The 23,106-nt window shown below is 64.2% G+C and carries 23 protein-coding genes and 1 tRNA gene; 18 read left to right on the plus strand and 6 right to left on the minus strand.

The features are described from left to right. Window positions 1–73 precede the first annotated feature (73 nt). The 6 genes from AC1DOP_RS02015 (at window position 74) to AC1DOP_RS02040 (ending at window position 6,139) form a co-directional block, all read left to right on the plus strand. Entirely contained in the window at window positions 74–955 is an 882-nt protein-coding gene (locus tag AC1DOP_RS02015; RefSeq protein WP_441934281.1) for an alpha/beta fold hydrolase, read from the plus strand. A gap of 28 nt (window positions 956–983) precedes the next feature. Beyond that, a complete protein-coding gene (locus AC1DOP_RS02020) occupies window positions 984–1,334 on the plus strand; it encodes a RidA family protein (RefSeq protein ID WP_441934283.1) in 351 nt (116 codons plus the stop codon). A 9-nt stretch (window positions 1,335–1,343) separates the two neighbouring features. Next, window positions 1,344–3,590 carry a RelA/SpoT family protein gene (locus tag AC1DOP_RS02025; RefSeq protein ID WP_477249491.1) on the plus strand — a complete coding sequence of 749 codons (2,247 nt, stop codon included), beginning with the start codon at window positions 1,344–1,346 and terminating at the stop codon, window positions 3,588–3,590. Window positions 3,591–3,728: 138 nt separating this feature from the next. Then, the gene (locus tag AC1DOP_RS02030; protein WP_441934287.1) at window positions 3,729–4,535 is read left to right on the plus strand and encodes an MlaE family ABC transporter permease; all 807 of its coding nucleotides are present in this window, start codon (window positions 3,729–3,731) and stop codon (window positions 4,533–4,535) included. A gap of 27 nt (window positions 4,536–4,562) precedes the next feature. Beyond that, entirely contained in the window at window positions 4,563–5,504 is a 942-nt protein-coding gene (locus AC1DOP_RS02035; protein ID WP_441934289.1) for an MlaD family protein, read from the plus strand. Next, the gene (locus tag AC1DOP_RS02040) at window positions 5,501–6,139 is read left to right on the plus strand and encodes a YajG family lipoprotein (protein WP_477249494.1); all 639 of its coding nucleotides are present in this window, start codon (window positions 5,501–5,503) and stop codon (window positions 6,137–6,139) included. The genes AC1DOP_RS02035 and AC1DOP_RS02040 overlap by 4 nt, the downstream gene beginning before the upstream one ends. 8 nt (window positions 6,140–6,147) lie before the next feature. Here the strand turns inward: AC1DOP_RS02040 and AC1DOP_RS02045 are convergent, their stop codons facing one another. The 4 genes from AC1DOP_RS02045 to AC1DOP_RS02060 form a co-directional block, all read right to left on the minus strand. Then, on the minus strand, window positions 6,148–6,654 hold the full coding sequence (locus AC1DOP_RS02045) for a hypothetical protein (protein WP_477249496.1): 507 nt from the start codon (window positions 6,652–6,654) through the stop codon (window positions 6,148–6,150). Between the two features lie 83 nt (window positions 6,655–6,737). Further along, window positions 6,738–7,736: an NAD(P)/FAD-dependent oxidoreductase gene (locus AC1DOP_RS02050; RefSeq protein WP_477249498.1), complete on the minus strand. Its 999-nt coding sequence runs from the start codon at window positions 7,734–7,736 to the stop codon at window positions 6,738–6,740. Between the two features lie 79 nt (window positions 7,737–7,815). Continuing rightward, window positions 7,816–8,241 carry a PAS domain-containing protein gene (locus tag AC1DOP_RS02055; RefSeq protein WP_477249500.1) on the minus strand — a complete coding sequence of 142 codons (426 nt, stop codon included), beginning with the start codon at window positions 8,239–8,241 and terminating at the stop codon, window positions 7,816–7,818. Window positions 8,242–8,261: 20 nt separating this feature from the next. Further along, window positions 8,262–9,176 (minus strand): cation diffusion facilitator family transporter, encoded by a 915-nt coding sequence (locus AC1DOP_RS02060; protein ID WP_477249503.1) that lies wholly within the window; start codon window positions 9,174–9,176, stop codon window positions 8,262–8,264. A 163-nt stretch (window positions 9,177–9,339) separates the two neighbouring features. Here AC1DOP_RS02060 and AC1DOP_RS02065 point away from each other — a divergent pair. From AC1DOP_RS02065 to rplT, 5 genes are all read left to right on the plus strand, one after another. After that, window positions 9,340–9,416, plus strand: a tRNA-Val gene (locus AC1DOP_RS02065). 235 nt (window positions 9,417–9,651) lie between these two features. After that, window positions 9,652–11,562, plus strand: a complete 1,911-nt coding sequence (gene thrS, locus AC1DOP_RS02070; RefSeq protein WP_477249504.1) for a threonine--tRNA ligase — start codon at window positions 9,652–9,654, stop codon at window positions 11,560–11,562. Between the two features lie 53 nt (window positions 11,563–11,615). Continuing rightward, window positions 11,616–12,140 carry a translation initiation factor IF-3 gene (gene infC, locus AC1DOP_RS02075; protein WP_441934458.1) on the plus strand — a complete coding sequence of 175 codons (525 nt, stop codon included), beginning with the start codon at window positions 11,616–11,618 and terminating at the stop codon, window positions 12,138–12,140. A 304-nt stretch (window positions 12,141–12,444) separates the two neighbouring features. Beyond that, window positions 12,445–12,645, plus strand: coding sequence for a 50S ribosomal protein L35 (gene rpmI, locus AC1DOP_RS02080; protein WP_036228503.1), 201 nt, complete (start codon window positions 12,445–12,447; stop codon window positions 12,643–12,645). A 20-nt stretch (window positions 12,646–12,665) separates the two neighbouring features. Beyond that, on the plus strand, window positions 12,666–13,025 hold the full coding sequence (rplT, locus tag AC1DOP_RS02085; protein ID WP_036228505.1) for a 50S ribosomal protein L20: 360 nt from the start codon (window positions 12,666–12,668) through the stop codon (window positions 13,023–13,025). A gap of 3 nt (window positions 13,026–13,028) precedes the next feature. Here the strand turns inward: rplT and AC1DOP_RS02090 are convergent, their stop codons facing one another. Then, window positions 13,029–13,166: a hypothetical protein gene (locus AC1DOP_RS02090; RefSeq protein ID WP_477249507.1), complete on the minus strand. Its 138-nt coding sequence runs from the start codon at window positions 13,164–13,166 to the stop codon at window positions 13,029–13,031. Between AC1DOP_RS02090 and pheS the strand changes: the two genes are divergently transcribed. From pheS to AC1DOP_RS02120, 6 genes are all read left to right on the plus strand, one after another. Further along, window positions 13,165–14,193, plus strand: coding sequence for a phenylalanine--tRNA ligase subunit alpha (pheS, locus tag AC1DOP_RS02095; RefSeq protein WP_441934304.1), 1,029 nt, complete (start codon window positions 13,165–13,167; stop codon window positions 14,191–14,193). The genes AC1DOP_RS02090 and pheS overlap by 2 nt on opposite strands. A gap of 44 nt (window positions 14,194–14,237) precedes the next feature. Beyond that, on the plus strand, window positions 14,238–16,661 hold the full coding sequence (pheT, locus tag AC1DOP_RS02100; protein ID WP_441934306.1) for a phenylalanine--tRNA ligase subunit beta: 2,424 nt from the start codon (window positions 14,238–14,240) through the stop codon (window positions 16,659–16,661). A 167-nt stretch (window positions 16,662–16,828) separates the two neighbouring features. After that, entirely contained in the window at window positions 16,829–17,239 is a 411-nt protein-coding gene (locus AC1DOP_RS02105) for an integration host factor subunit alpha (protein WP_441934460.1), read from the plus strand. 19 nt (window positions 17,240–17,258) lie between these two features. Beyond that, window positions 17,259–17,672, plus strand: a complete 414-nt coding sequence (locus AC1DOP_RS02110; protein WP_477249510.1) for a MerR family transcriptional regulator — start codon at window positions 17,259–17,261, stop codon at window positions 17,670–17,672. Window positions 17,673–17,839: 167 nt separating this feature from the next. After that, entirely contained in the window at window positions 17,840–18,472 is a 633-nt protein-coding gene (locus tag AC1DOP_RS02115; RefSeq protein ID WP_141837548.1) for a response regulator, read from the plus strand. Window positions 18,473–18,622: 150 nt separating this feature from the next. Beyond that, complete coding sequence (locus AC1DOP_RS02120; protein WP_441934310.1) at window positions 18,623–20,146, plus strand: CHASE3 domain-containing protein; 1,524 nt, start codon at window positions 18,623–18,625, stop codon at window positions 20,144–20,146. On the opposite strand, the gene AC1DOP_RS02125 is transcribed toward AC1DOP_RS02120, so the two are convergent. Further along, a complete protein-coding gene (locus tag AC1DOP_RS02125) occupies window positions 20,100–20,912 on the minus strand; it encodes a Crp/Fnr family transcriptional regulator (protein WP_441934312.1) in 813 nt (270 codons plus the stop codon). The genes AC1DOP_RS02120 and AC1DOP_RS02125 overlap by 47 nt on opposite strands. 453 nt (window positions 20,913–21,365) lie before the next feature. Here AC1DOP_RS02125 and AC1DOP_RS02130 point away from each other — a divergent pair, with 453 nt between their 5' ends. Continuing rightward, on the plus strand, window positions 21,366–23,033 hold the full coding sequence (locus AC1DOP_RS02130; protein ID WP_441934314.1) for a peptide chain release factor 3: 1,668 nt from the start codon (window positions 21,366–21,368) through the stop codon (window positions 23,031–23,033). The last annotated feature ends 73 nt before the right edge of the window (window positions 23,034–23,106 follow it).

Genomic DNA, 23,106 nt, shown 5'->3' on the forward strand with positions numbered 1-23,106 from the left:
TAGAATTCTAATCGCTTAGCCGGTTAAAATGTTGGCGGCCGTTCAGACATCACGAATCGAGAGGAGGCAGGGCATGGGCGAACCGAGGCTGAAGAGCGTGCAATGCAGTTCGCCGGCCGGCCTGCACCGCATGGCCTACAAGGAGTGGGGCGATCCCGCCAACCCGCGCGTGCTGGTCTGCGTGCATGGCGTGACCCGCGTGGCCGACGACTTCGACGCGCTGGCGGATGCCATGAGCGACCGCTACCGCGTGGTCTGCCCGGACGTGGCCGGCCGCGGACGGTCGGAGCGCCTGCGCGACCCGAATCTCTACGTGGTGCCGCAATATGTGGCCGACATGGTGACCCTGATCGCCCGCGTGACGGCAAACGATGAGGACGAAGCCGTGCACTGGGTCGGCACTTCGATGGGCGGCCTGATCGGCATGATCCTGGCTTCCTTCGACAACAGCCCGATCCGCCGCCTGGTGCTGAACGATATCGGCCCGGTACTGGACCCGGCCGCGATGGCGCGCATCGGCGAATACATCGGCCAGGACCTGCGCTTCCCGAACTTCGAGGCCGGCGCGCGCTTCGTCAAGGATGTGTCGAGCTCCTTCGGCCCGCACAGCGACGCCGAATGGCACAAGCTGGCCAGCGACGTGCTGGTCCAGGAATCCGGCGGCGAATGGGTGCGCCACTACGATCTCGGCCTGGCCAGGCCCTTCGCCGCGATCACGCCGGAACGCGCCGAGCAGGACCAGGCCGCGCTGTGGGCCGCCTACGATGCGATCCGCTGCCCGACCCTGCTGCTGCGCGGCGAGCTGTCCGACCTGCTGTCGCGCGCGACAGCGGAAGAAATGACGCGCCGCGGACCGAAGCCGATACTGGCGGAGATCCCCGGCGTCGGCCATGCGCCGACCCTGATGCACGCGAACCAGATCGCCATCGTCAGGGATTTTTTGAGCACCGAATAACTTATTTAAATCAAAAGGTAGAACACACATGGAAATCCAACGTCTGCACGTAGGCAAGCGCCTGTCCGAAACCGCCATCCACAACGGTACCGTCTACCTGGCCGGCCAGATCGCCGAGGACACCACCCAGGACATCGTCGGCCAGACCCGCGAAGTGCTGGGCCACGTCGACCGCCTGCTGAACGAAGCCGGCAGCAGCAAGGCCCGCATCCTGAGCTGCCAGATCTACATCTCGGACATGAGCTACTTCCCGGGCATGAACGAAGTCTGGGATTCCTGGGTCGTGCCGGGCCACACCCCGCCGCGCGCCACCGTCGAGGCGAAGCTCGCGAATCCCGCCTGCCTGGTCGAGATCGTGGTCGTCGCCGCCCAGGCGTAAGAAAGCCGTATGGTATCGATTGCCGCGCTCGGCGACGCCACCACCCAGCTCGTCCACGGTTTAGGCAAGGACGATTGCACGCGGGTGCAGGCGGCGCTGGATTTCGCCGCCGAGGCCTATGGCGAGCGTCATGCCGCCTCCGGCCAGAGCGCCTTCGAATTCTCGCTCGGTGTGGCGGGCACGCTCGCCGTGCTGCGCAGCGACGCCGAGACCCGCATCGCCGGCCTGCTGTTCGAGCTCTGCCTGGTCGAACCGCTGATCGCCGAAAAGCTCGAGGAACGCTTCGGCAAGGAAGTCGCCGACATGGTGCACGGCGTGCACCAGCTGATCCGCCTGCGCGACCTGACCGCCACCCAGGCCCCGGTCGGCCGCGGAAAGAACGCCGCCCAGCAGGCCATGGCGCAGGTGGAAACCCTGCGCAAGATGCTGCTGGCGATGGCCTCCGACATGCGGGTGGTGCTGGTGCGCCTGGCCTCCTGCGTGACGACCCTGCGCTATTTCGCGGAGCAGAAGCGCTTCGACGAGCTGACCCGCAACTACGGCAGCGAAGTGCTGGATTTGTATGCCCCGCTGGCCAACCGTCTTGGGATCTTCCAGCTCAAGTGGGAGCTGGAAGACCTGTCGTTCCGGATGATGGAGCCCGACACCTACAAGCGCATCGCCAAGATGCTCGAAGAGAAGCGCATGCTGCGCGAGAGCTTCGTGCAATCCTCGATCGAGCGCCTGCAGGCGGAGCTGTCCGCGGCCGGCATCAAGGCCGAAGTCAGCGGCCGGCCGAAGCACATCTACAGCATCTGGAAGAAGATGCGCGGCAAGGAGCTCGACTTCAGCGAGCTGTATGACGTGCGCGCCTTCCGCGTGATCGTCCCGGACGTCAAGACCTGCTACACGGTGCTGGGCGTCATCCACAACATCTGGACCCCGATCCCGAAGGAGTTCGACGACTACATCTCGCGCCCGAAGGCGAACGGCTACCAGTCCTTGCACACGGTGGTCACCGCCGACGACGGACGTCCGCTCGAGGTGCAGATCCGCACCCAGGAGATGCACAACTTCGCGGAATACGGCGTGGCCGCGCACTGGCGCTACAAGGAGGAGGGCGGCTCCAACTTCAAGAGCCAGCAGTACGACGAGAAGATCGCCTGGCTGCGCCAGCTGCTGGCCTGGAACAGCGAAGTCGCCGACGCCATGACGGGCGGCGACCAGGAAGAACTGCAGCGCGAGTGGGTCGAGAAGCTGAAGTCCACCACCCTGGACGACCGCATCTTCGTGCTGACCCCGCAGGCGCGCGTGATCGAGCTGCCGCAGGGTGCGACCCCGATCGACTTCGCCTACCACCTGCACAGCGAGGTCGGACACCGCTGCCGCGGCGCCAAGATCGACGGCGTGATGGTGCCGCTGAACACGCCGCTGAAGAACGGCCAGACCTGCGAGATCATCACCGCCAAGGGCGCGCCCGGCAGCGCCGGACCCTCGCGCGACTGGCTCAGCCCCGGCTACACCGTCAGCAGCCGCACCCGCACCAAGATCCGCGCCTGGTTCCACGCCCAGGAACTGGCCGAGACGCTGGCGCATGGCCGCGCCCTGGTCGAGAAATCGCTGCAGCGCGAAGGCAAGACCGCGGTCAACCTGGAGGCGCTGGCGCACAAGCTGGGCTTCGCCAAGGTCGACGACCTGTTCATTGCGGTCGGCAAGGAGAAGTTCAGCCTGCGCCACGTCGAAGCCGCCCTGCACGATCCGGGAGAAAGCCCGCCGCAGGAAGACACTGCGGTGGTCAACAAGAGCCGCGCCTCGAGCGTGGAGCAGGGCGCCAAGTCCGGCGTGCTGGTGGTCGGCACCGAAGGCATGCTGACCATGCTGGCCAAGTGCTGCAAGCCGGCGCCGCCGGACCCGATCGTCGGCTTCGTCACGCGCGGCAAGGGCGTGTCGATCCACCGCGCCAGCTGCAAGAACTTCGGTGAGATGGCGTCCAAGGCGCCGGAACGCGTGATCGAGACCGAGTGGGGCCGCGCCGACAAGGAGACCGTCTATCCGATCGACATCTTCATCCTGGCCTCCGACCGCCAGGGCCTGCTGCGCGACATCTCCGAGGTGCTGGCGCGCGAGAAGATCAACGTGATCGGCGTGAACACCCAAAGCGCGAAAGGCTTCGCGCGCATGGTGTTCACGGCGGAGATCGGATCGACCGGGCAGCTGCAGAAAGCCCTGGCCGCGATCGGGGAAGTGAGCGGCGTGCAGGAGGCACGACGCACGTAGGGTGGGCTCGCCGTGCCCACGCGTAAGCAGGCGTGACGCAAACGGTCGCGTGGGCGCGGAGCGCCTGCGCCGGCCGCGCCCACCCTACGATGTGATACGTCCCGACGTGCCGCATGCCGAAAAATGTATCATGTAAATATGCCACTCTCGTCCTTCCTCTACATCAAGCCGCGCGACTGGGGCGCCCGCATCGCGCGCTACCTGGGCAGCTGGTGGGCCATGCTGCACCTGGGCGCCGTCGCGCTGGTGATGGCGATGTCGCCGTCCATCTGGCACCGCGGCAACCGGCTCGCGACCTCGCGCTACATCTACGCCAGCACCTGGGCGGTGCTGCCCTGGTTCACCGTGCTGACGGCCCTGATCAGCCTCGTCATCATCCGCATCGTGCTGGTGACGGCGCAGAGCTACGGCCTGTCCGGCTTCGCGCTGGAGATGATGGTGCGGGTGCTGGTGCTGGAACTGCTCCCGCTGTCGGCGGCGATGTTCGCGGCCCTGCGCGCCAGCATGGCCTTCGACGCCAATGCGATGGGGCTGGCGGCCAGCGGCGTGGCAACCGGCGACGCGCTTGAGTCGACTCTGCGCCGCGTGCGCCACGACCTGGTGCCGCAGGTGATCGCGAACGCCTTCTCGGTGCTGAGCCTGGCCATGGTCAGCAGCGTGATCGTGCTGGTGCTGGCCTACCTGAACGTGTACGGCGTGTCGCCGTGGGGGCTGTCCGACTACACCCGCACGGTGGGCCGCGTGTTCGATCCGACCGTGACCCTCGGCTTCGTGTTCAAGACCGTGCTGTTCGGGCTGGCCGTGGCCGTGATCCCGAGCGCGGCCATCCTGGACATGCTGCGCCACCGTCGCCGCCACCGCAGCAATGTGCAGCCGGGCGCGCTGCGCCTGTTGTTCGTGCTGCTGCTGATCGAGGCCAGTTCGCTGGCCGTGAAATACATCTGAAAGAAAACAAGGAACCAAGGACCCCGCATGGCCGACCCCATTTCCGCCAACCCGCCCGACGAACCGAAACACGTGGAGGCGAAGGCGCTGATCCTGCTGATCGTGATCGGCGCCCTGATCATCGCCTTCTTCGTGTACGTGATGTACGCGCGCGGCGTGTTCGAGCCCACCCAGCGCCTGGTGCTGGTGACCGACAATTCCGAGGGCGTGATCCCCGGCATGGACATGAGCTTCGCCGGCTTTCCGATCGGGCGCGTGCGCCAGGTCGACCTCGGCCAGGACGGCAAGGTCAACATCCTGGTCGACATCCCGAAGGATGACGCCAAATGGTTGCGCACCACCAGCGTGTTCACCCTGGAGTCCAGCGTGGTCGGCCAGACCCGGCTGCGCGCCTACAGCGGCATCCTGACCGACCCGCCGTTGCCGGACAAGGCCCAGCGCCCGGTGCTGCGCGGCGACGCCGCCGCCGAGATCCCGCGCCTGCTCTCCACCGCCCACACCTTGCTGGAGAACCTGGAAGCCATGACCCGCCCCGATTCCGCGATCGGCAACACACTGACCAACGTCGAGACCCTCAGCGGCCGCCTGACCGGCAAATACGGCGTGCTCGGCACCGCCCTCGGCGGCGACGAGGAAGCGAAGAAGCTGCTGCAGACCTTGCAGCGGGTCGACGCCATTCTGGCCAAGACCGACCAGCGCGTGTTCGGCAAGAACGGCGTGATGGACGATACCCAGGCCGCGGTCCGGCAGCTGAACGGCGTCCTGGGCGACGCCCGCACGACCTTGCAGAAGGTCGATGCCGTGCTGGTAGAGGCCCAGGCCGTCGGTGCGAATGCGAAGGTGGCGACCCAGGACCTGGGCCGGCTGCGCGGCGAGGTCGACGCCAGCCTGCGCAAGGTGAACCGGCTGGTCGACGAAATCAACCGCAAGTGGCCGTTCAAGCGCGACGAGGAGATCAAGCTGCCATGAAGAAGACCGCCTTGTTGTTCGTGACGATGGCTTCCATCGCCCTGGCCGGCTGCGCCAGCAAGCCCCAGCCGCCCGACTGGCAGCCGAACGCGAAGAGCGCACTCGAAGGCTATACCGACGCCTGGCTGCATGGCGACACGGCCGCCGCCGACGCCGAATTCGTGCGCGCCCGCCGCGCCACCGCCAGCACCGGTCGCTTCGACAACGTGGCCCAGGCCGAGCTGGTGCGCTGCGCGGCGCGCGTGGCCGCCCTGGAATTCGACTGTCCCGGCTATGCGGCCGTGGCGGGCGACGCGAACCCGGCCCAGCAGGCCTATGCGGCCTACCTCGAGGGCCGCTGGCAGGGGCTGAACGCCAGCCTGCTGCCCGAGCAGCACCGCGCCGTCGTCACCGGCGGCAGCCTGGCCGGCGTGCAGGATCCGCTGGCGCGCCTGGTGGCGGCCGGCGCCCTGTTCAAGGCTGGCAGGATCAGCCCGGCGGACATCGGGAATGCGGTCGACACGGCGTCGAACCAGGGCTGGCGCAGGCCGCTGCTGGCCTGGCTGGGGGTGCAGGAGCGGCGCGCCGAGGCGGCGGGCGATATGCAGGCCGTGGAGCAGATACGGCGCCGGATGGCGCTGGCGTCGGAAGGCTGAGGCGGGCCTTACCTGACCCGTGCCACCCTTGCGCTGTTGGTATGGCCCTCGACCTGCAGGAAGTAGGCGCCCAGCAGGCCGCGCGTGATCTCGACCTTCGGGTTCTGCATGATTGGCAGCACGGCGTCGGCATCGTCGGTGACTTTCCAGACCTGTCCATTGGCGAGCGTAAAGACCGTTCCCGGACTCCAGCCGTCGAAGCGGCCTACCACGCTGCTGTGGATGGCCGAGGGTTCGGCAACCTTCTGCTTCTTGACCACCGGGCGCAGGCCGAAATTCTGCTCGGTCGAAGCGGCCGGTGCGGCAGTGGCGGCCGCCACCGGCGCGGCAGCCGGTGCGGAGGGCCGGGCGGCAGGGGGAGCGGCGAAGTCGACCGGAATCGCGTCATAGCAGGCCAGCCGCTTCGCGGTTTCGGCCATGGCGCGGCATTTCAGGATGGCGGCATCATCGGCGGCGAAGGCGGCGCCGGACAGGGTGGAGGCGATCAGCAGCAGGGACGGAAAGGTCTTCTTCATGGGCTCGTCGACGTTGTCATGCCGGTCCGGGGCGGGCGCGGCTTGACACTATTATATCGACACCTTGCCCGTCAGGAAGCCGTTCATCCCGCCTGCGCCGGACCGCCGGAAGCCGGCCGAAGGGGGGACGGCCGAATGGGCGGCCGGCGCAGCGCCGGCGGCAGCTGGTTGTGGATTCGCACCGCCGCCCTGGCCGCGCCGCCTGTCGCCACCGCGATCTGGTTCAGGCCCACGGTCACGTCGCCGATCGCGTACAGGCCCGGCACGCTGGTGGCCTGGTGCGCGTCCACCAGCAATTCCTCGCATTGCGCGGTGCGGGCGCCCAGCTTCGCGGCCAGGTTCGAGCGCGCCTTCTCGCCCAGCATCGGGTAGAACACGTCGGCCGAATAGTCCTCGCCGTCCTCGGTATGCAGCACCGGCTTCATCGACGCGTCCAAGGTGACGGACAGCAGCGGCGATTCGATCAGGCGCACGCCGGCGGCATCCAGGCGGCGCCTGTCTTCATCGTTCAGCATCGAGGCCGAGCCGCGTTCGAACAGGGTCACGTCGGCGCTGAAGGTACGCATGAAGAGGGCGTGGCCGACCGGGTTGGTGTCGGCGGTGGCGACCGCGATGCGCTTGTCCATCACGTCGAAGCCGTCGCACACGGGGCACAGGCGCAGCGAACCGAAGGCGATCGCTTCGCGCCAGTTCTCGATCGGCAGGCCGCCATCGGCGACGCCGGTGGCCAGCAGCACGGTGTGGGCGCGGATCCGGGTGAGCTCGCCCTCGGGCGCATCGTCGGCGGCGTAGTCGCCGACGAACAGGCCGTCCTCGATGCGCAGGTCGACGATCTCGCCCGGCATCACGCTGCCGCCGTAGCGTTCCAGCTGGACCGACAGATTGCCGAGCAGGACGTTGCCCGGCACGCCTTCCGGAAAGCCCGGATAGTTGTGCGACACGGGAATCAGGCGCAGCCGGCTGTTGCCCTTGTCGACCAGGGCGACGCTGCGGGTGAAGCGGCGCAGATAGATGGCGGCGGTCAGGCCACCGGGGCCGCCGCCGATGATGAGGCAGTCGTAGACTTGATCTTGGATAGGCATGTGCCGATTATCGGCATCCACCCATCGCTCGGCCTATCGGCGTGCGCCCCGGCATGGGGTCGGAGGGCGCTGACAAGCACTAGGAAGAGGAAAGGTCGGCCCGCGCGGCGCGCTCCGCCTTCCAGCGCTCGGTGTCGTCACGGATCACGGCGGCGATGCCCGTTACCGGCCTGTTTTCCACTGTCCCCGGCGCGTGCAGCAGGGCCACCGTGAAGGCGACCGACAGCGGCCGGCCCTCCTTGTGCAGGGCCGGTACGCGCAACAGCTCGCCGCCGTAGCGCGTGCTCCCGGTGGCGACCGTCCGATGGAAGCCGTCCCAGTGGCGCTGCTGGTGGCGGCTCGGAATGATCAGGTCGAGCGAGCGGCCGAGCGCTTCTTCCTGGGTAAAGCCGAAGATCCGCGTTGCCGCCGTGTTCCAGAACACGATCACGCCGGCGGCGTCGCACACGATCACGCCGTCGCCCAGGTCCTGCACGATCTGCTGGAAGTCGAGTTGGGTCTGCATGCGTCCTCCGTGTCGATCTCTTAGTGATTATGCGGCTCCGGCTGCAGGGTCACGTGATCGATGCCATGCTTGGCCAGCAGCATCTCCTTCACCGCGCGCAATACCTCGGGCCAGGCGTTCAGGTCGGCAATCTCGAGGTGGCCGATCAGGGCCGGCTCGCCCGGCGACATGTCCCACACGTGCAGGTCGTGCACCGACAGCACGCCGGGCACGGCGGCCAGGTCGGCGCCGACGCCCAGGTAGTCGATCTGGTGCGGCACGCCTTCCATCAGGAAGTGGTAGGACTCGCGCAGTACGCCGAACGTCGATTTCAGGATCAGCAGCGACACGAAGATCGACAGGATCGGGTCGATCCGCAGCCAGCCGGTGAAGTGGATGATGGCGCCGGCGGCGATCGCGGCCACCGAGCCGAGCAGGTCGCCCAGCACGTTGACGAGGGCGGCGCGGGTGTTGATGCTCTGCTCGCCGCGCGACAACACCCAGGCCACCAGGATATTGATGCAGGCGCCGATCGTAGCGACCACGAACACGGTGCCGCCCCGCACATGCTCCGGATGGGCCAGCCGCTTGGCCGCCTCGTAGACGATCCAGCCGACCAGCAGCAGCATCGCCAGGCTGTTCACGAAAGCGGCCAGCGCCTCGGCGCGCACGAAGCCGAACGAGTGGCGGCTCGACGGCGGCCGGCGCGCAATCAATTGCGCCATCAGCGCCAGGCCGAGGGCGGCGGCGTCGGTGGTCATGTGGCCGGCGTCGGAGATCAGGGCCAGCGAATTCGAGAAGAAGCCGGTGACCGCCTCGATCACGGCGAACAGCAGGGTCAGGCCCAGCGCCAGCCCCATCGCGGCCTGGCTACGGCCTTCGATGACGTGGCCATGGCGGGCGTCGCCGTCGAGGTGGGCGTGCAGGTGGGCGGAGGAGGCGGACTGGTCGGACATTGGGATGCGTTATAAGGATGAACAGGCGGCAGTATACATGTAGGGTGGGCACTGCGTGCCCACGCGGCAGCTGCGATCCGCGAACCTCACGCGTGCGCATAAGATGCCCATCATCCGTGCTGCCTTGCACAACTGCAGCCGACCCCCTATAATGGCGGCATACGGGCGGTTAGTTCAGCTGGTTAGAATACTTGGTCGACATCCAAGGGGTCGCAGATTCGAATTCTGCACCGCCCACCAGAATACTCTTCAGTAAGAGCGAGAAAGGCACCGACGGTTATGACACCGCGAACTACAACTGAGTTGTGGGGGAATCGCTAGACGCGGTACGGTGGTCTTTTGTCTCAAGAAGCTCGACAACACTGATAAAAACGCGCCTGGTGCGCGTTTTTTTTCGTCCAAATATTTTTCGTTTCAAATTTTTCAACTCATATCCCAACTTTGCGGGCGCGACGGCGCCGAACAGGAGATCAAGATGCTGAATGTGCGACTTCCGGACGGCTCCAGCCGTCAATTCGAGGGCCCGGTGACCGTGGCCCAGGTGGCGCAGAATATCGCCCCGAGCCTGGCCAAGGCCGCGCTGGCCGGCAAGGTCGACGGCAAGGTGGTCGACACCTCTTTCCTGATCGAGAGCGATGCCGATCTCGCCATCGTCACCGACAAGGATGCGGAAGGCCTGGACGTGATCCGTCACTCGACCGCCCACCTGCTGGCCTACGCGGTCAAGGAGTTGTTCCCGGAAGCCCAGGTCACCATCGGCCCGGTCATCGACAACGGTTTCTACTACGACTTCTCGTACAAGCGCCCGTTCACCCCGGAAGACCTGCAAGCCATCGAGAAGAAGATGGTCGAACTGGCCAAGAAGGACGAGCCGGTGACCCGCAAGGTCCTGCCGCGCGACGAGGCGGTGGCCTATTTCAAATCCATCGGCGAAGACTACAAGGCCGAGATCATCGCCTCGATCCCGGCAAACGAAGACGTGTCGCTGTACTCGGAAGGCAAGTTCACCGACCTGTGCCGCGGCCCGCACGTGCCTTCGACCGGCAAGCTGAAGGTATTCAAGCTGATGAAGCTGGCCGGCGCCTACTGGCGCGGCGACTCGAAGAACGAGATGCTGCAGCGCGTCTACGGCACCGCCTGGGCCAGGAAGGAAGAGCAGGAGCAGTACCTGCACATGCTGGAAGAGGCCGAGAAGCGCGACCACCGCAAGCTGGGCAAGCAGCTGGACCTGTTCCACTTCCAGGACGAGGCCCCGGGCCTGATCTTCTGGCATCCGAAGGGCTGGTCGATCTGGCAGCAGGTCGAGCAGTACATGCGCCATACCTATCAGGTGACCGGCTATAACGAGGTCAAGGCCCCGCAGATCATCGACGTGTCGCTGTGGAAGAAGACCGGCCACTGGGACAACTATCGCGAAAACATGTTCACCACCGAGTCGGAGAACCGCACCTATGCGCTCAAGCCGATGAACTGCCCGGGCCACGTGCAGATCTATAACGCCGGCCTGCGGTCCTACCGCGACCTGCCGCTGCGCTACGGCGAGTTTGGCCAGTGCCATCGCAACGAGTCCTCGGGCGCGCTGCACGGCCTGATGCGCGTGCGCGGCTTCACCCAGGACGACGGCCACGTGTTCTGTACCGAAGAGCAGATCGCGCCGGAAGTCGTGGCTTTCCACGCCCAGGCGATGAAGGTCTACGAGGACTTCGGCTTCGAGAACATCGATGTCAAGATCGCCCTGCGTCCGGAAAACCGCATCGGCAGCGACGAGGTCTGGGACCAGGCCGAGGAAGCCCTGCGTTCGGCCCTGCGCGGCTGCGGCGTCGAGTGGACCGAGCTGCCGGGCGAGGGCGCCTTCTACGGCCCGAAGATCGAGTACCACCTGAAGGACAGCCTCGGCCGTCCGTGGCAGGTCGGTACCATGCAGGTCGACTTCTCGATGCCGGGCCGCCTTGGCGCCGAATATGTGGCGGAAGACAATACCCGCAAGGTGCCGGTGATGCTGCACCGCGCGATCGTGGGTTCGATGGAGCGCTTCATCGGCATCCTGATCGAAAACTACGCGGGCGCGCTGCCGCTGTGGCTGGCGCCGGTCCAGGTGGCGATCTTGAACATTTCTGATGCGCAAGCTTCCTATGTGAAAGAAGTGGAAGCCCGCCTGAAGGCGGCCGGCCTGCGTGTTCACGCTGATTTGCGGAACGAGAAGATTACCTATAAAATCCGGGAGCATTCCGTCCAAAAGCTGCCGTACATCTTAGTTGTCGGTGATAAAGAGCGGGATGCCAATACTGTGGCCGTTCGCGCGCGCGGCAACGTCGACTTGGGCGTCATGTCCGTCGATGCGCTGCTGGAACGCCTCCAGAGCGAGGTGGCAACCAAGGCGAAGTGAGTTTTCTTGCGCCTTGAGACGGCCCGATCTAATTAACTTTTAAAGGAAACACCATAGCTACTGACAAGTCGTCACATCGCATCAATGGCGAAATCAACCATCCCGAAATGCGTCTGAGCGGGGTGGATAACGAGCCGCTGGGCATTGTGAGCCTGGCCGAAGCGTTTCGTCTGGCTGAAGAAGCGAACGTCGATCTGGTGGAAATCGCCCCGAATGCGACTCCGCCGGTCTGCCGCCTGATGGACTACGGCAAGTTCAAGTATTCGGAGCAGAAGCGGGCGCACGAAGCGAAGCTGAAGCAGAAGATCATCCAGGTCAAGGAGATCAAGTTCCGTCCAGGTACGGACGAAGGCGACTACAGCATCAAGCTGCGCAACCTGATCAAGTTCCTGGAAGAGGGTGACAAGACCAAGATCACGCTGCGCTTCCGTGGCCGCGAGATGGCCCACCAGGACATCGGCCAGCGCATGCTGGAGCGTCTGCGCGGCGACCTGGAGCCCTACGGCCAGGTCGAACAGTTCCCGAAGCTGGAAGGCCGCCAGATGATCATGGTGGTCGCGCCGAAGAAGAAGAAATAAGCTACTTCGCTCGTTGAGACAGTTAAGCCGGGCCAGGCCCGGGCTGCAGGTGCGCCTGTTGCCCGGGCCTGGCCTATTCTGCCTGGGCTGTCGATATGCAAGCTTTTGGCGTGAGCACGCTGTGCCCACGGAACGAAAACTATGCTAAAATCTGCGGTTCCCGTATCGTAATGATGCAGGAATGCAAGACTGTAGTGGACTCGCTTCTGCTGCAGAAACAAGTGAAAGCAGGCATCCAAGAGCAGCGTTGCTGCCACCTGCAATCCTGTTACATATGAGGCTGCCTCTAAGAGGGCAGAAGACTATGCCGAAAATGAAAACCAAAAGCTCCGCGAAAAAGCGTTTTCGCGTGCGTCCGGGTGGTACCGTCAAATCGGGTATGGCGTTCAAGCGTCACATCCTGACCAAGAAGACCACCAAGAACAAGCGCCAACTGCGCGGCACCCGTAACATCAATGCGTCCGACGTCCAAAGCGTCTACCGCATGATGCCGTCTGCTGTTTAATCTCACACTAAGGAGCGAATATGCCTCGAGTAAAACGTGGGGTTACTGCACGTGCCCGTCATAAGAAGGTTCTTGAGCTTGCAAAAGGCTATCGTGGCCGCCGCAGCAAAGTATTCCGTATTGCCAAGCAAGCAGTCATGCGCGCTGGCCAGTACGCATACCGCGACCGCCGCAACAAGAAGCGCGTCTTCCGCGCACTGTGGATCACCCGTATCAACGCGGCTTCGCGTTCGCACGGCATGACCTACAGCGCATTCATGAACGGCCTGAAGAAAGCCGCGATTGAACTGGACCGTAAAGTCCTGGCCGACATGGCTGTGAACGACAAGCCGGCATTTGCCGCTATCGTGAACACCGTCAAGGCAAAGCTGGCTGCTTAATCGCTAGCCTGCAAAGCAGAAGTACAGCGTCGCGCGGTTGAAAGACCGCCGGCGCGCAAAGGACGGGGCAAAGGTTTCACGACCGATGCCCTGTTTTTGTTTCTGGCGTTCCCCGCCATCGAACAGGAAAAGAACAAGCATGGATCTCGCAAACCTCGCCCTGGAAGAACTTGTCGTCTCGGCCCAATCCGATTTTAGTGCCGCGCAAGACGCCGCCGCGCTGGAAAACGCAAAAGCGAAATACCTGGGCAAGACTGGCCAGGTGACCGAACTGATGAAGGGCCTCGGCAAGCTCGATCCGGACCAGCGCAAGGCGCAGGGCGCCCTGATCAATGCCGCCAAAGAAAAAATCGAACAGGCCTTGACCGCCCGCCGCGAAGACCTGGCGAACGTCCAGCTGATGGCGCGCCTGAACGCTGAGAGCATCGACGTCACCCTGCCGGGCCGCGGCCGCTCGACCGGCGGTATCCACCCGGTGATGCGCAGCTGGGAGCGGGTCGAACAGATCTTCCGCTCGATCGGCTTCGACGTGGCCGACGGCCCCGAGATCGAGACCGACTGGACCAACTTCACCGCACTGAACAGCCCGGAAAACCACCCGGCGCGTTCGATGCAGGACACCTTCTATATCGAGGGCAACGACAGCCAGGGCAAGCCGCTGCTGCTGCGTACCCACACCAGCCCGATGCAGGTGCGCTATGCCCGCACCCACACGCCGCCGATCAAGGTGATCGCGCCGGGCCGCACCTACCGCGTCGACAGCGACGCCACCCACTCGCCGATGTTCCACCAGGTCGAAGGCCTGTGGATCGGCGAGAACATCAGCTTTGCCGACCTCAAGGGCGTGTACCTGAACTTCGTGAAGGCCTTCTTCGAGACCGACGACCTGCAGGTGCGCTTCCGTCCGTCCTACTTCCCGTTCACCGAACCCTCGGCCGAGATCGACATCGCCTTCGGTTCCGGCCCGCTGAAGGGCCGCTGGCTGGAAGTCTCGGGCGCCGGCCAGGTGCACCCGACCGTGGTGCGCAACTTCGGCCTGGATCCGGAAAAATTCATCGGCTTCGCGTTCGGCTCCGGCCTCGAACGCCTCACCATGCTGCGCTACGGGATCAACGATCTGCGCCTCTTCTATGAGGGCGATCTGCGCTTCCTGAAGCAGTTCAATTAAGAAGAAACTCTTATAAAAGACAAGCAGCGATAAGGCAAACTAATATGCAATTCTCCGAAAACTGGCTCCGTTCCATGGTCGATCCGAAAATGACTTCGGACGAACTGGCCCACCTGCTCACCATGTCCGGCCTCGAGGTCGAAGAAGTGGAAGCGGTCGCGCCGCCGTTCTCGAACGTCGTGGTGGCGGAGGTCAAGGAAGTGGCCAAGCACCCGAACGCCGACCGCCTGAACGTGTGCCAGGTCGACGTCGGTAGCGGCACTTTACTGAATATTGTCTGCGGCGCCCCGAACGTACGCGCCGGCATGAAGGCGATCTGCGCCATGGCCGGCGCCGTGCTGCCGCCGGGTGCGGATGGCAAACCCTTCGAGATCAAGGTCGGCAAGCTGCGCGGCGTCGAGTCGCAGGGCATGATGTGCTCGGCCAAGGAGCTGAAAATCTCCGAAGAGAGCAGCGGCCTGATGGAACTGCCGGAAGACGCGCCGGTCGGCCAGAATATCCGTGACTACCTGGGCCTGAACGACCAGAAGTTCACCATCAAGCTGACCCCGAACAAGGCGGACTGCCTGTCGGTGCTGGGCGTGGCACGCGAAGTGTCGGCCCTGACCGGCACGCCGCTGACCTTCCCGGCCCAGCGCATCGTTGCGGTCGGCATCGACGAAGTCCTGCCGGTTAAAGTGTCCGCGCCGGACCTGTGCGGCCGCTTCACCGGCCGCGTGATCCGCGGCCTGAACGCGCGCGCCGCCACGCCCGAGTGGATGAAGCGCCGCCTGGAACGCAGCGGCCAGCGCTCGGTCTCGAGCCTGGTCGACATCTCCAACTACGTGATGCTGGAAACCGGCCAGCCTTCGCACGTGTTCGACCTGGCCAGGATCCACGGCAGCATCGACGTGCGCTGGGGCAAGAAGGGGGAGTCGCTGAAGCTCCTGAACGGCAACACCGTCGAGGTCGACGAGTGGGTCGGCGTGATCGCCGATGAAAAGGAAATCGAATCGCTGGCCGGCATCATGGGCGGCGACTCCACCGCCGTCACCCTGGACACCACCGACATTTACCTGGAAGCCGCGTTCTGGTGGCCGGGCGCCATCCAGGGCCGTGCGCGCCGCTTCAACTTCTCGACCGATGCGGCGCACCGCTTCGAGCGCGGCGTCGACTTTGCTTCTACCTGCGAGCGCATCGAGCGCATCACTTCGCTGATCGTCGAGATTTGCGGCACGCCCGACACCAAGGTCGGCCCGGTCGACGACCAGATCGTGAACATCCCGCAGCGCCTGCCCGTCACCCTGCGCACCGAACGCGCGCAGAAGGTCATCGGCGTGGCGATCGACGACGACACCGTGGCCGACATCTTCACCCGCCTTGGCCTGCCGTTCGAGCGCGAGCCGGGCCGCTTCACGGTCACCGCGCCGTCCTACCGTTTCGACATCGAGATCGAGGAAGACCTGATCGAGGAAGTCGCCCGCGTGTACGGCTTCGAGAACATTCCGGCGCTGCCCCCTAGCGCGCCGAGCGCGATGCTGATCGAGCCGGAAAACACGCGCTCGCTGTTCGCGATCCGCCACCAGCTGGCCGATCTCGGCTACCAGGAAGTGGTCAACATGAGCTTCGTGGAAAGCCAGTGGGAAGCCGACTTCGCCGGCAACACCGATCCGATCCGCCTGCAGAACCCGATCGCAAGCCAGATGAGCGTGATGCGCTCGAACCTGATCGGCAGCCTGGTCGCCAACGTGCGCTACAACGTCAATCGCAAGGCCGGCCGCGTGCGCGTATTCGAAGTGGGCGCGGTGTTCCACCGCAATCCGCAAGCCGTCGACGGTCCGCTGTCGATTGCCGGTTTCGACCAGCCGAAGCGCGTCGCCGCGATCGCCTACGGTCCGGCCAGCGACGAGCAGTGGGGCATGCCGACCCGCGCCGTCGACTTCTTCGATGTCAAGGGCGACCTCGAAGCGCTGTTCGCGCCGCGCAGCCTGCGCTTCGCCAAGCTCGAACACCCGGCCCTGCACCCGGGCCGCTGCGCCCAGGTGGAACTGGATGGCAAGGTGATCGGCTTCATCGGCGAACTGCATCCGCGCTGGCTGCAGAAGTACGACCTGCCGCAGGCGCCGGTGCTGTTCGAGGTCGATGCCGAAGCCCTGCGCGAGCGCGTGGTGCCGACCTACACCGAAATCTCGAAGTTCCCAGGCGCAACCCGCGACCTCGCCCTGGTGGTGAAACAGGACGTTCCGGCACAGGTGCTGCTCGACGCGTTCAAGGCCGAGCTGGCGTCGAACGCGTATGGTAAACTCGTGCAAGCCGTTGTTTTATTTGATGAATATCGCGGCAAGGGTTTGGAGCAAGATGAAAAAAGTCTTGCTTTCCGCTTTGGCTTGCAAGATACTCAATCGACGCTCCAGGACGATGCGGTCGAGGCCATCATGGCCGCGCTGGCATCGGCGGCGCAACAACACGGCGCCAGACTGCGCGCCTAACGATGAGGGGCTACGTGCCTCAAGAGGATTCGAGAAACCGTAGCGAGCGGAAGCAATGGTGGCCGAGAAGCGCAGCCGTACTCAGGTACGGCGAGCATCGCAGGCCGCCAGTGCGACGCGCAGTAGGTTTATCGAATCCTCATCCAAAACTGAAGGTAGGGCTAAAAATTAACAACAACGACTTAGACTCCGTCGTACTCGAGGAAGCGCTCGCCGCCCACAGGGTGCGGCAGGCGGCCCAAAAGGAGTTGCCGACCCTGACCAAGGCGGAGCTGGCCGAGCTGCTGTTCGAGCAGGTTGGCCTGAACAAGCGCGAAGCCAAGGACATGGTCGAGACCTTCTTCGACGAAATCCGCAATGCGCTCGAGCGCGGCGAAGCGGTCAAGCTGTCCGGTTTCGGCAACTTCCAGTTGCGCGACAAGCCGCAGCGTCCGGGCCGCAATCCGAAAACCGGGGAAGAAATCCCCATCACTGCGCGTCGCGTTGTGACTTTCCACGCCAGCCAGAAACTCAAGAGCATGGTCGAGGAGGCCAATCCGGCAGGTTCCGGCAACGGGTCGCTGGCGCGCGCAGCCTGAGTAGTCAAGCCAAAGAGCCATGAATGACCGACCGAACAAGATGGAACTGACTGTATTGCCACCGATTCCGGCCAAGCGCTATTTCACGATCGGGGAAGTCAGCGAATTGTGCGGGGTCAAACCGCATGTGCTGCGTTACTGGGAGCAGGAATTTACCCAGCTAAAGCCGGTCAAACGCCGTGGAAACCGCCGCTATTACCAGCACCACGAAGTGCTGTTGATCCGGCGTATCCGCGAGCTGTTGTACGAGCAGGGCTTCACGATCAGCGGCGCCCGCAACCGCCTCGACGGCCGTGGCGCCCAGGTCGAGGAGGCCGAGCTGCCGCCGCCAGTGCCGCCCGAACCACCGGTGCCGACCATCGCCCCGGAGCTGCTGCGCGAGGAATTGCACAGCATCCTCGCCATCCTGAAGCACGGGGCGCCGGCAGCCTGAACCGGGATCGTCAGGTATCGGGCTCAAGTATTCGTGCTCCTGTTGTTCTGCACCTAGGAGGTGCTAGAATGTCACTTGCTTATTTTGCTGACTCAAACGCTTGCCGTTGCAGGCGCGGATGTCGGCGTCGGCTCTTTCCTGCCTCAGGAAAAATCTAAGGGAAGACAATGATACGCGTTGCCATTTGTGACGATCACCAGATAGTTCGAGCAGGTTTCAAGCAGATTTTTTCGTCCTCCGGCGATTTCGAAGTCGTCGCCGAGGGTGCGACCGGGCGCGAAGCCCTCGACATCGCACGTCGTGAGATCTGCGACGTGCTGCTATTGGATATTGCGATGCCCGACCAGAGCGGCATCGACATCCTGCGCACGATCCGTCAGGGCCAGCCGAACCTGCCGGTCCTGATCCTGTCGGGTTACCCGGCCCAGCAGTACGCGCTCAACCTGTTCAAGATGGGCGCCAACGGCTACCTGAACAAGGAGTGCGACGCCGACGAGCTCAAGACCGCCGTGCGTACCGTCTACCAGGGCCGCCGTTATGTCAGCTCCCAGGTCGGCGAACTGCTGGCCCAGAGCTTCGACCGCGACCCCAACACGGCCCTGCACACCGAGCTGTCGGACCGCGAATTCCAGGTCTTCCTGCGCCTGGCCAAGGGCGCAACCGTGTCCGATATCGGCAATGCGCTGTCGCTGTCGATCAAGACCGTCTCGACCTACCGCACGCGCATCATGGAAAAGATGGGCCTGCAGTCGAACAGCGACCTGACCTATTACGCCATGAAGAACAACCTGCTCGACTGAAGAGTCGGCTTCAGCAGTACGGAGGGCGGCGCGCCTGCCGCGTCGTCCTCCCGCCACACCTCTCCGCACGCCACCTCTAGCGCGCTGCACAGCAATTTCCCTCAGTCTATAATTCCGCACATCGTCGCTGCGTGAGAGGATCGTTCAAGGATGTATTTCAGTACCGACCCCGCGTTCAAGCCGGGCCGCAGCCTGCCCTTGTACCAGACTCTGCTGTGTGCGGTCTGCGTGCTGATCCTGGTGCTGAACGCCGTCAGCCTGATGCGCAACCTCGACGGCCTGAAGGAGGCCAATACCAGGCAGGCGCAGGCCGACCGCGTGTCCGCCCGGCTGCAGTATGTGAACCTGCTCGTCACCGATGCGGACAGCGGGCTGCGCGGCTATTTCCTGTCCGGTTCCGACACCTATCTCGGCCCGTTGCGCACCGCCGAGCACGAGCTGGACGGCCAGATCGGCGTGCTCAAGGACCTGCTGGCCGACAATCCCTCCCAGCTCAAGAACCTGGCGCAGCTGCAGACCCTGGTGCGGCGCCGCATGGACCTGATGAACCAGGCCCTCGAGGTCTACCGCCACGGCGGCCTGAAGGACATCATCGCGATCGCCCGCACCCAGGAAGACCCGACCCAGATGGATGAGATCCGGCTGCAGGTGGTCATCATGACGGGCGAGCAGAACGAGCTGCTGGCCGCGCGCGGCGCCGCCTTCTACGACCGCTACCAGCGCACGGCCCTGCTGGGGCTGGGCACCAACATCGCCGCCATCGCCGTCCTGCTGCTGTTCTATAACCTGATCCGGCGCGGCTTCCGCCTGCGCCTGCACGCCCAGCACGCCCTGGAGCAGACCAACGACCAGCTCGAATCCCTGGTGGCGTCCCGTACCGAACAACTGTCGGTATTGTCGCGCCACCTGATCAGCGTGTCGGAAGAAGAAAAGGCACGCCTGGCGCGCGAGCTGCACGACGAGATGGGCGCCAACCTGACCGCCATCGGCATGTACCTGTCGACGGTCGGCGAGCAATTGAAGGAGACGCATCCGGAGCAGGCCGCGGCCCTCGGCTTCGCGCGCAAGACCCTGATCGAGACCGTGCAACTGAAGCGGCGCATCGTCGAAGACCTGCGGCCCAGCCTGCTGGACAACCTGGGCCTGGCGGCGGCGTTGCAGAGCTATTGCGAGGATTACGCGCGCGCCACGCGCCTGGACTGCGAAGCCTTGATCGACCCGGAAGCCGACAGCGCTGGGCCGATGCAGGCGATCGCGCTGTTCCGCATCGCCCAGGAATCGCTGAACAATATCGCCAAGTACGCGCAGGCGCGCCACGTGGTCGTGCACCTGGCGCGCGAAGGCGAGGGACTGGCGCTGGAAGTCAGCGACGACGGCGTCGGCATTCCGCCGGATGCGATGCGGCGCACGAAGTCGCACGGCCTGCTGGGCATGCGCGAACGTGCACTTCTGCTGAACGGAACACTGAAGGTGGAACGGGGAGTGAACGGCGTGGGCACCTGCGTACAGGCTTGGGTGCCGCTGGAACCGCCTGGCGCCGAACCGGCGGGAACCGTCTCAGTGGCGGTTCCGGCGCCGGCAGCGCTGGCATTGGGTGGTGGTCAGAGGGATCCGGGGCCGCCTGCGCTCATGCACGCGCCACATCCATCAGCAGACGGTCATACTCGCTCTTAGCAACCTTGTAGCACTCGCCGGCGTAATCTTCCAGGCCTTGGCGGTTCAGCACGGTGATGTTGCCGCGGCGGTACTGGATCAGGCCTTCGTCCTGCAGCTTGCCGGCGGCGGCGGTGATGCTTTCGCGGCGCACGCCCAGCATGATGGAGATCAGTTCCTGCGTCACTTTCAGCTCGTTGCTGGCCGAACGGTCCAGACGGTCCAGCAGCCAGCGGCACAGTTTCTGTTCGATCGAGCTGTGGCGGCCGCCGACGGCGTTCTGGGCCATCTGGGCGAACAGGGCATTGGTGTAGCGCATCAGCAGCTGGGGCAGGGCGCCGCCCTTGTTGAAGGCGTCGCGCAGGTACTGGGTTTTCAGGCGGTAGCCATAGCCGGCGCTCTGGACCACGGCGCTGCAGGTAGCGCGTTCGCCCATGAACAGCGACACACCGACCGCGCCTTCATGGCCGACCACGGCGATCTCGGTGGTGGCGCCGTCTTCCATCACGTACAGCAGGGAGACGATGGCGGTGGTGGGAAAATAAACGTATTCGAGTTTGCTGCCGAATTCGAACAGTTCCTTGCCAAAGGGCAGCGGAACCAGTTCCAGGTGCTCAAACAGGGTTTCCAGGTCTAGTCTTGGCAGGGCTGCCAGCAACTCATTTTGTTGGGTGCCGCTGTAGCTGACGACCGGACGGGACGCCACTTTGAATTCCTCGGCGGAGGCGGGAATCTGGTTGACCGGCTGGGCCTTCTGGGCGGCAACACCAAGTTGAGCGTTATTCATATTGTCCTCGTTATCTCTGTCTTACATCGGGTACTTCGTGGGGTGCGACTGTTGGATGGGTTTCCTCATCGCGATGTGTGTACTTTATTGCCATAGTCTCTTGCCGAACATAAGACTAGTCGTCGCCCCCATGTAGGTTCTATGCATGATGTTTTGTCAGTCCAGTCCTACTAGAGAGAAACATTCAAAGCAGGATAGTTTTAGCCACCTGGAAATGGCCAAACTGCATTAAAACGTTTTCGCGCTCAGCCGTATAAGCCGATCCGGCAACGATTCGACTCCCCATGAGTTCGTCAGGAACATAGGGCATGGCATCGGCGTTTTCCCTGGTTAACGAAAAATTTATAAGTCGCCAAGCGGGAAGCCCGACTTGTCCTACAGCGGATTTCAAGACAAACCGCATGAGACTCGGTAAAATCGAGGGTTTATGCAAAGCGCCGCGAAGGCGAGACCATGTCCAACGAAACCGCAGCAAGTACGCCTGAAACGGGCGACGATATCGCCGTTACTCCCTCGGCCAAAACCGCCGCGCAGATCGCGCGCGAGGTCCAGCGCCGCCGCACCTTCGGCATCATTTCCCACCCCGACGCCGGCAAGACCACGCTCACCGAAAAGCTCCTGCTGTTCTCGGGCGCGATCCAGCTGGCCGGTACCGTCAAGGGCCGCAAGAGCGGCCGTCATGCAACCTCCGACTGGATGGACATCGAGAAGCAGCGTGGCATCTCGGTCGCCTCGTCGGTGATGCAGTTCGAGTTCCGCGATCACGTGATCAACCTGCTCGACACCCCGGGCCACCAGGACTTCTCGGAAGATACCTATCGCGTGCTGACCGCGGTCGACTCGGCCCTGATGGTGATCGACGCCGCCAAGGGCGTGGAAGAGCAGACGATCAAGCTGCTGGATGTTTGCCGCATGCGCGCGACCCCGATCGTCACCTTCATGAACAAGATGGACCGCGAGACCCGCGATCCGCTGGAACTGCTCGACGAGGTCGAGTCGGTGCTGAAGATCGAGTGCGCGCCGGTGACCTGGCCGATCGGCATGGGCAAGAACTTCCGCGGCGTGTATCACCTGCTCAAGGACGAGATCATGCTGTTCAAGGCCGGCGAGGAAAAGGCCGACGGCGACTACGAGATCATCAAGGGCATCGACAACCCGCGCCTGGCCGAGATGTTCCCGATGGAGATCGAGCAGCTGAAGATGGAAGTGGAGCTGGTCCACGGCGCTTCGCACGTGTTCGACCTGGAGCGCTTCCTGTCCGGCGTGCAGACCCCGGTGTTCTTCGGTTCCGCGATCAACAACTTCGGCGTGCGCGAGATCCTGTCGGCGCTGATCGACTGGGCCCCGGCCCCGCGCGAGCGCGACGCCACCGTGCGCGCCGTGAAGCCGGACGAGCAGCCCTTCTCCGGCTTCGTCTTCAAGATCCAGGCGAACATGGACCCGGCCCACCGCGACCGCATCGCCTTCCTGCGCGTCTGCTCGGGACGTTTCGAAAAGGGCATGAAGGTCAAGCACCTGCGGCTGGGCCGCGAAGTGAAACTGTCGTCCGTGGTGACCTTCATGGCCTCCAGCCGCGAACAGGTCGAGGAAGCCTACGCCGGCGACATCATCGGCCTGCCGAACCACGGCAATATGCAGATCGGCGACAGCTTTTCGGAAGGCGAACTGCTGACCTTCACCGGCATCCCCTACTTTGCGCCGGACCTGTTCCGCACCGTGCGTATCCGTAACCCGCTGAAGATGAAGCAGCTGCACAAGGGCCTGCAGCAGCTGGGCGAAGAGGGCGCCGTACAGGTGTTCAAGCCGGTCATGGGCAGTGAGCTGATCCTGGGCGCGGTCGGCGTGCTGCAGTTCGAGGTGGTCGCCAGCCGCCTGCTGAACGAGTATGGCGTCGACGCCGTGTTCGAAGGCTCCAGCATCAGCAGCGCGCGCTGGGTCTCCAGCGACGACAAGAAGGCGCTGGCCGACTTCGAGACCGCGCTGGCGCCGCAGGTGGCCTACGACGCCGCCGGCAACCTGGCCTTCCTGGCCACCTCCGGCGTCAACCTGCGCCTGACCCAGGAGCGCTGGCCGAAGCTGCAGTTCCACGCGACGCGCGAGCACGCGGCGAAGCTGGACTAAGCCGACCATGTATCGGTAGGGTGGGCACTCCGTGTCCACGCGGACGTTTGCGACATGGCGGCGTTTGCGTGGG

The organism is Massilia sp. 01N410, from assembly GCF_056399665.1.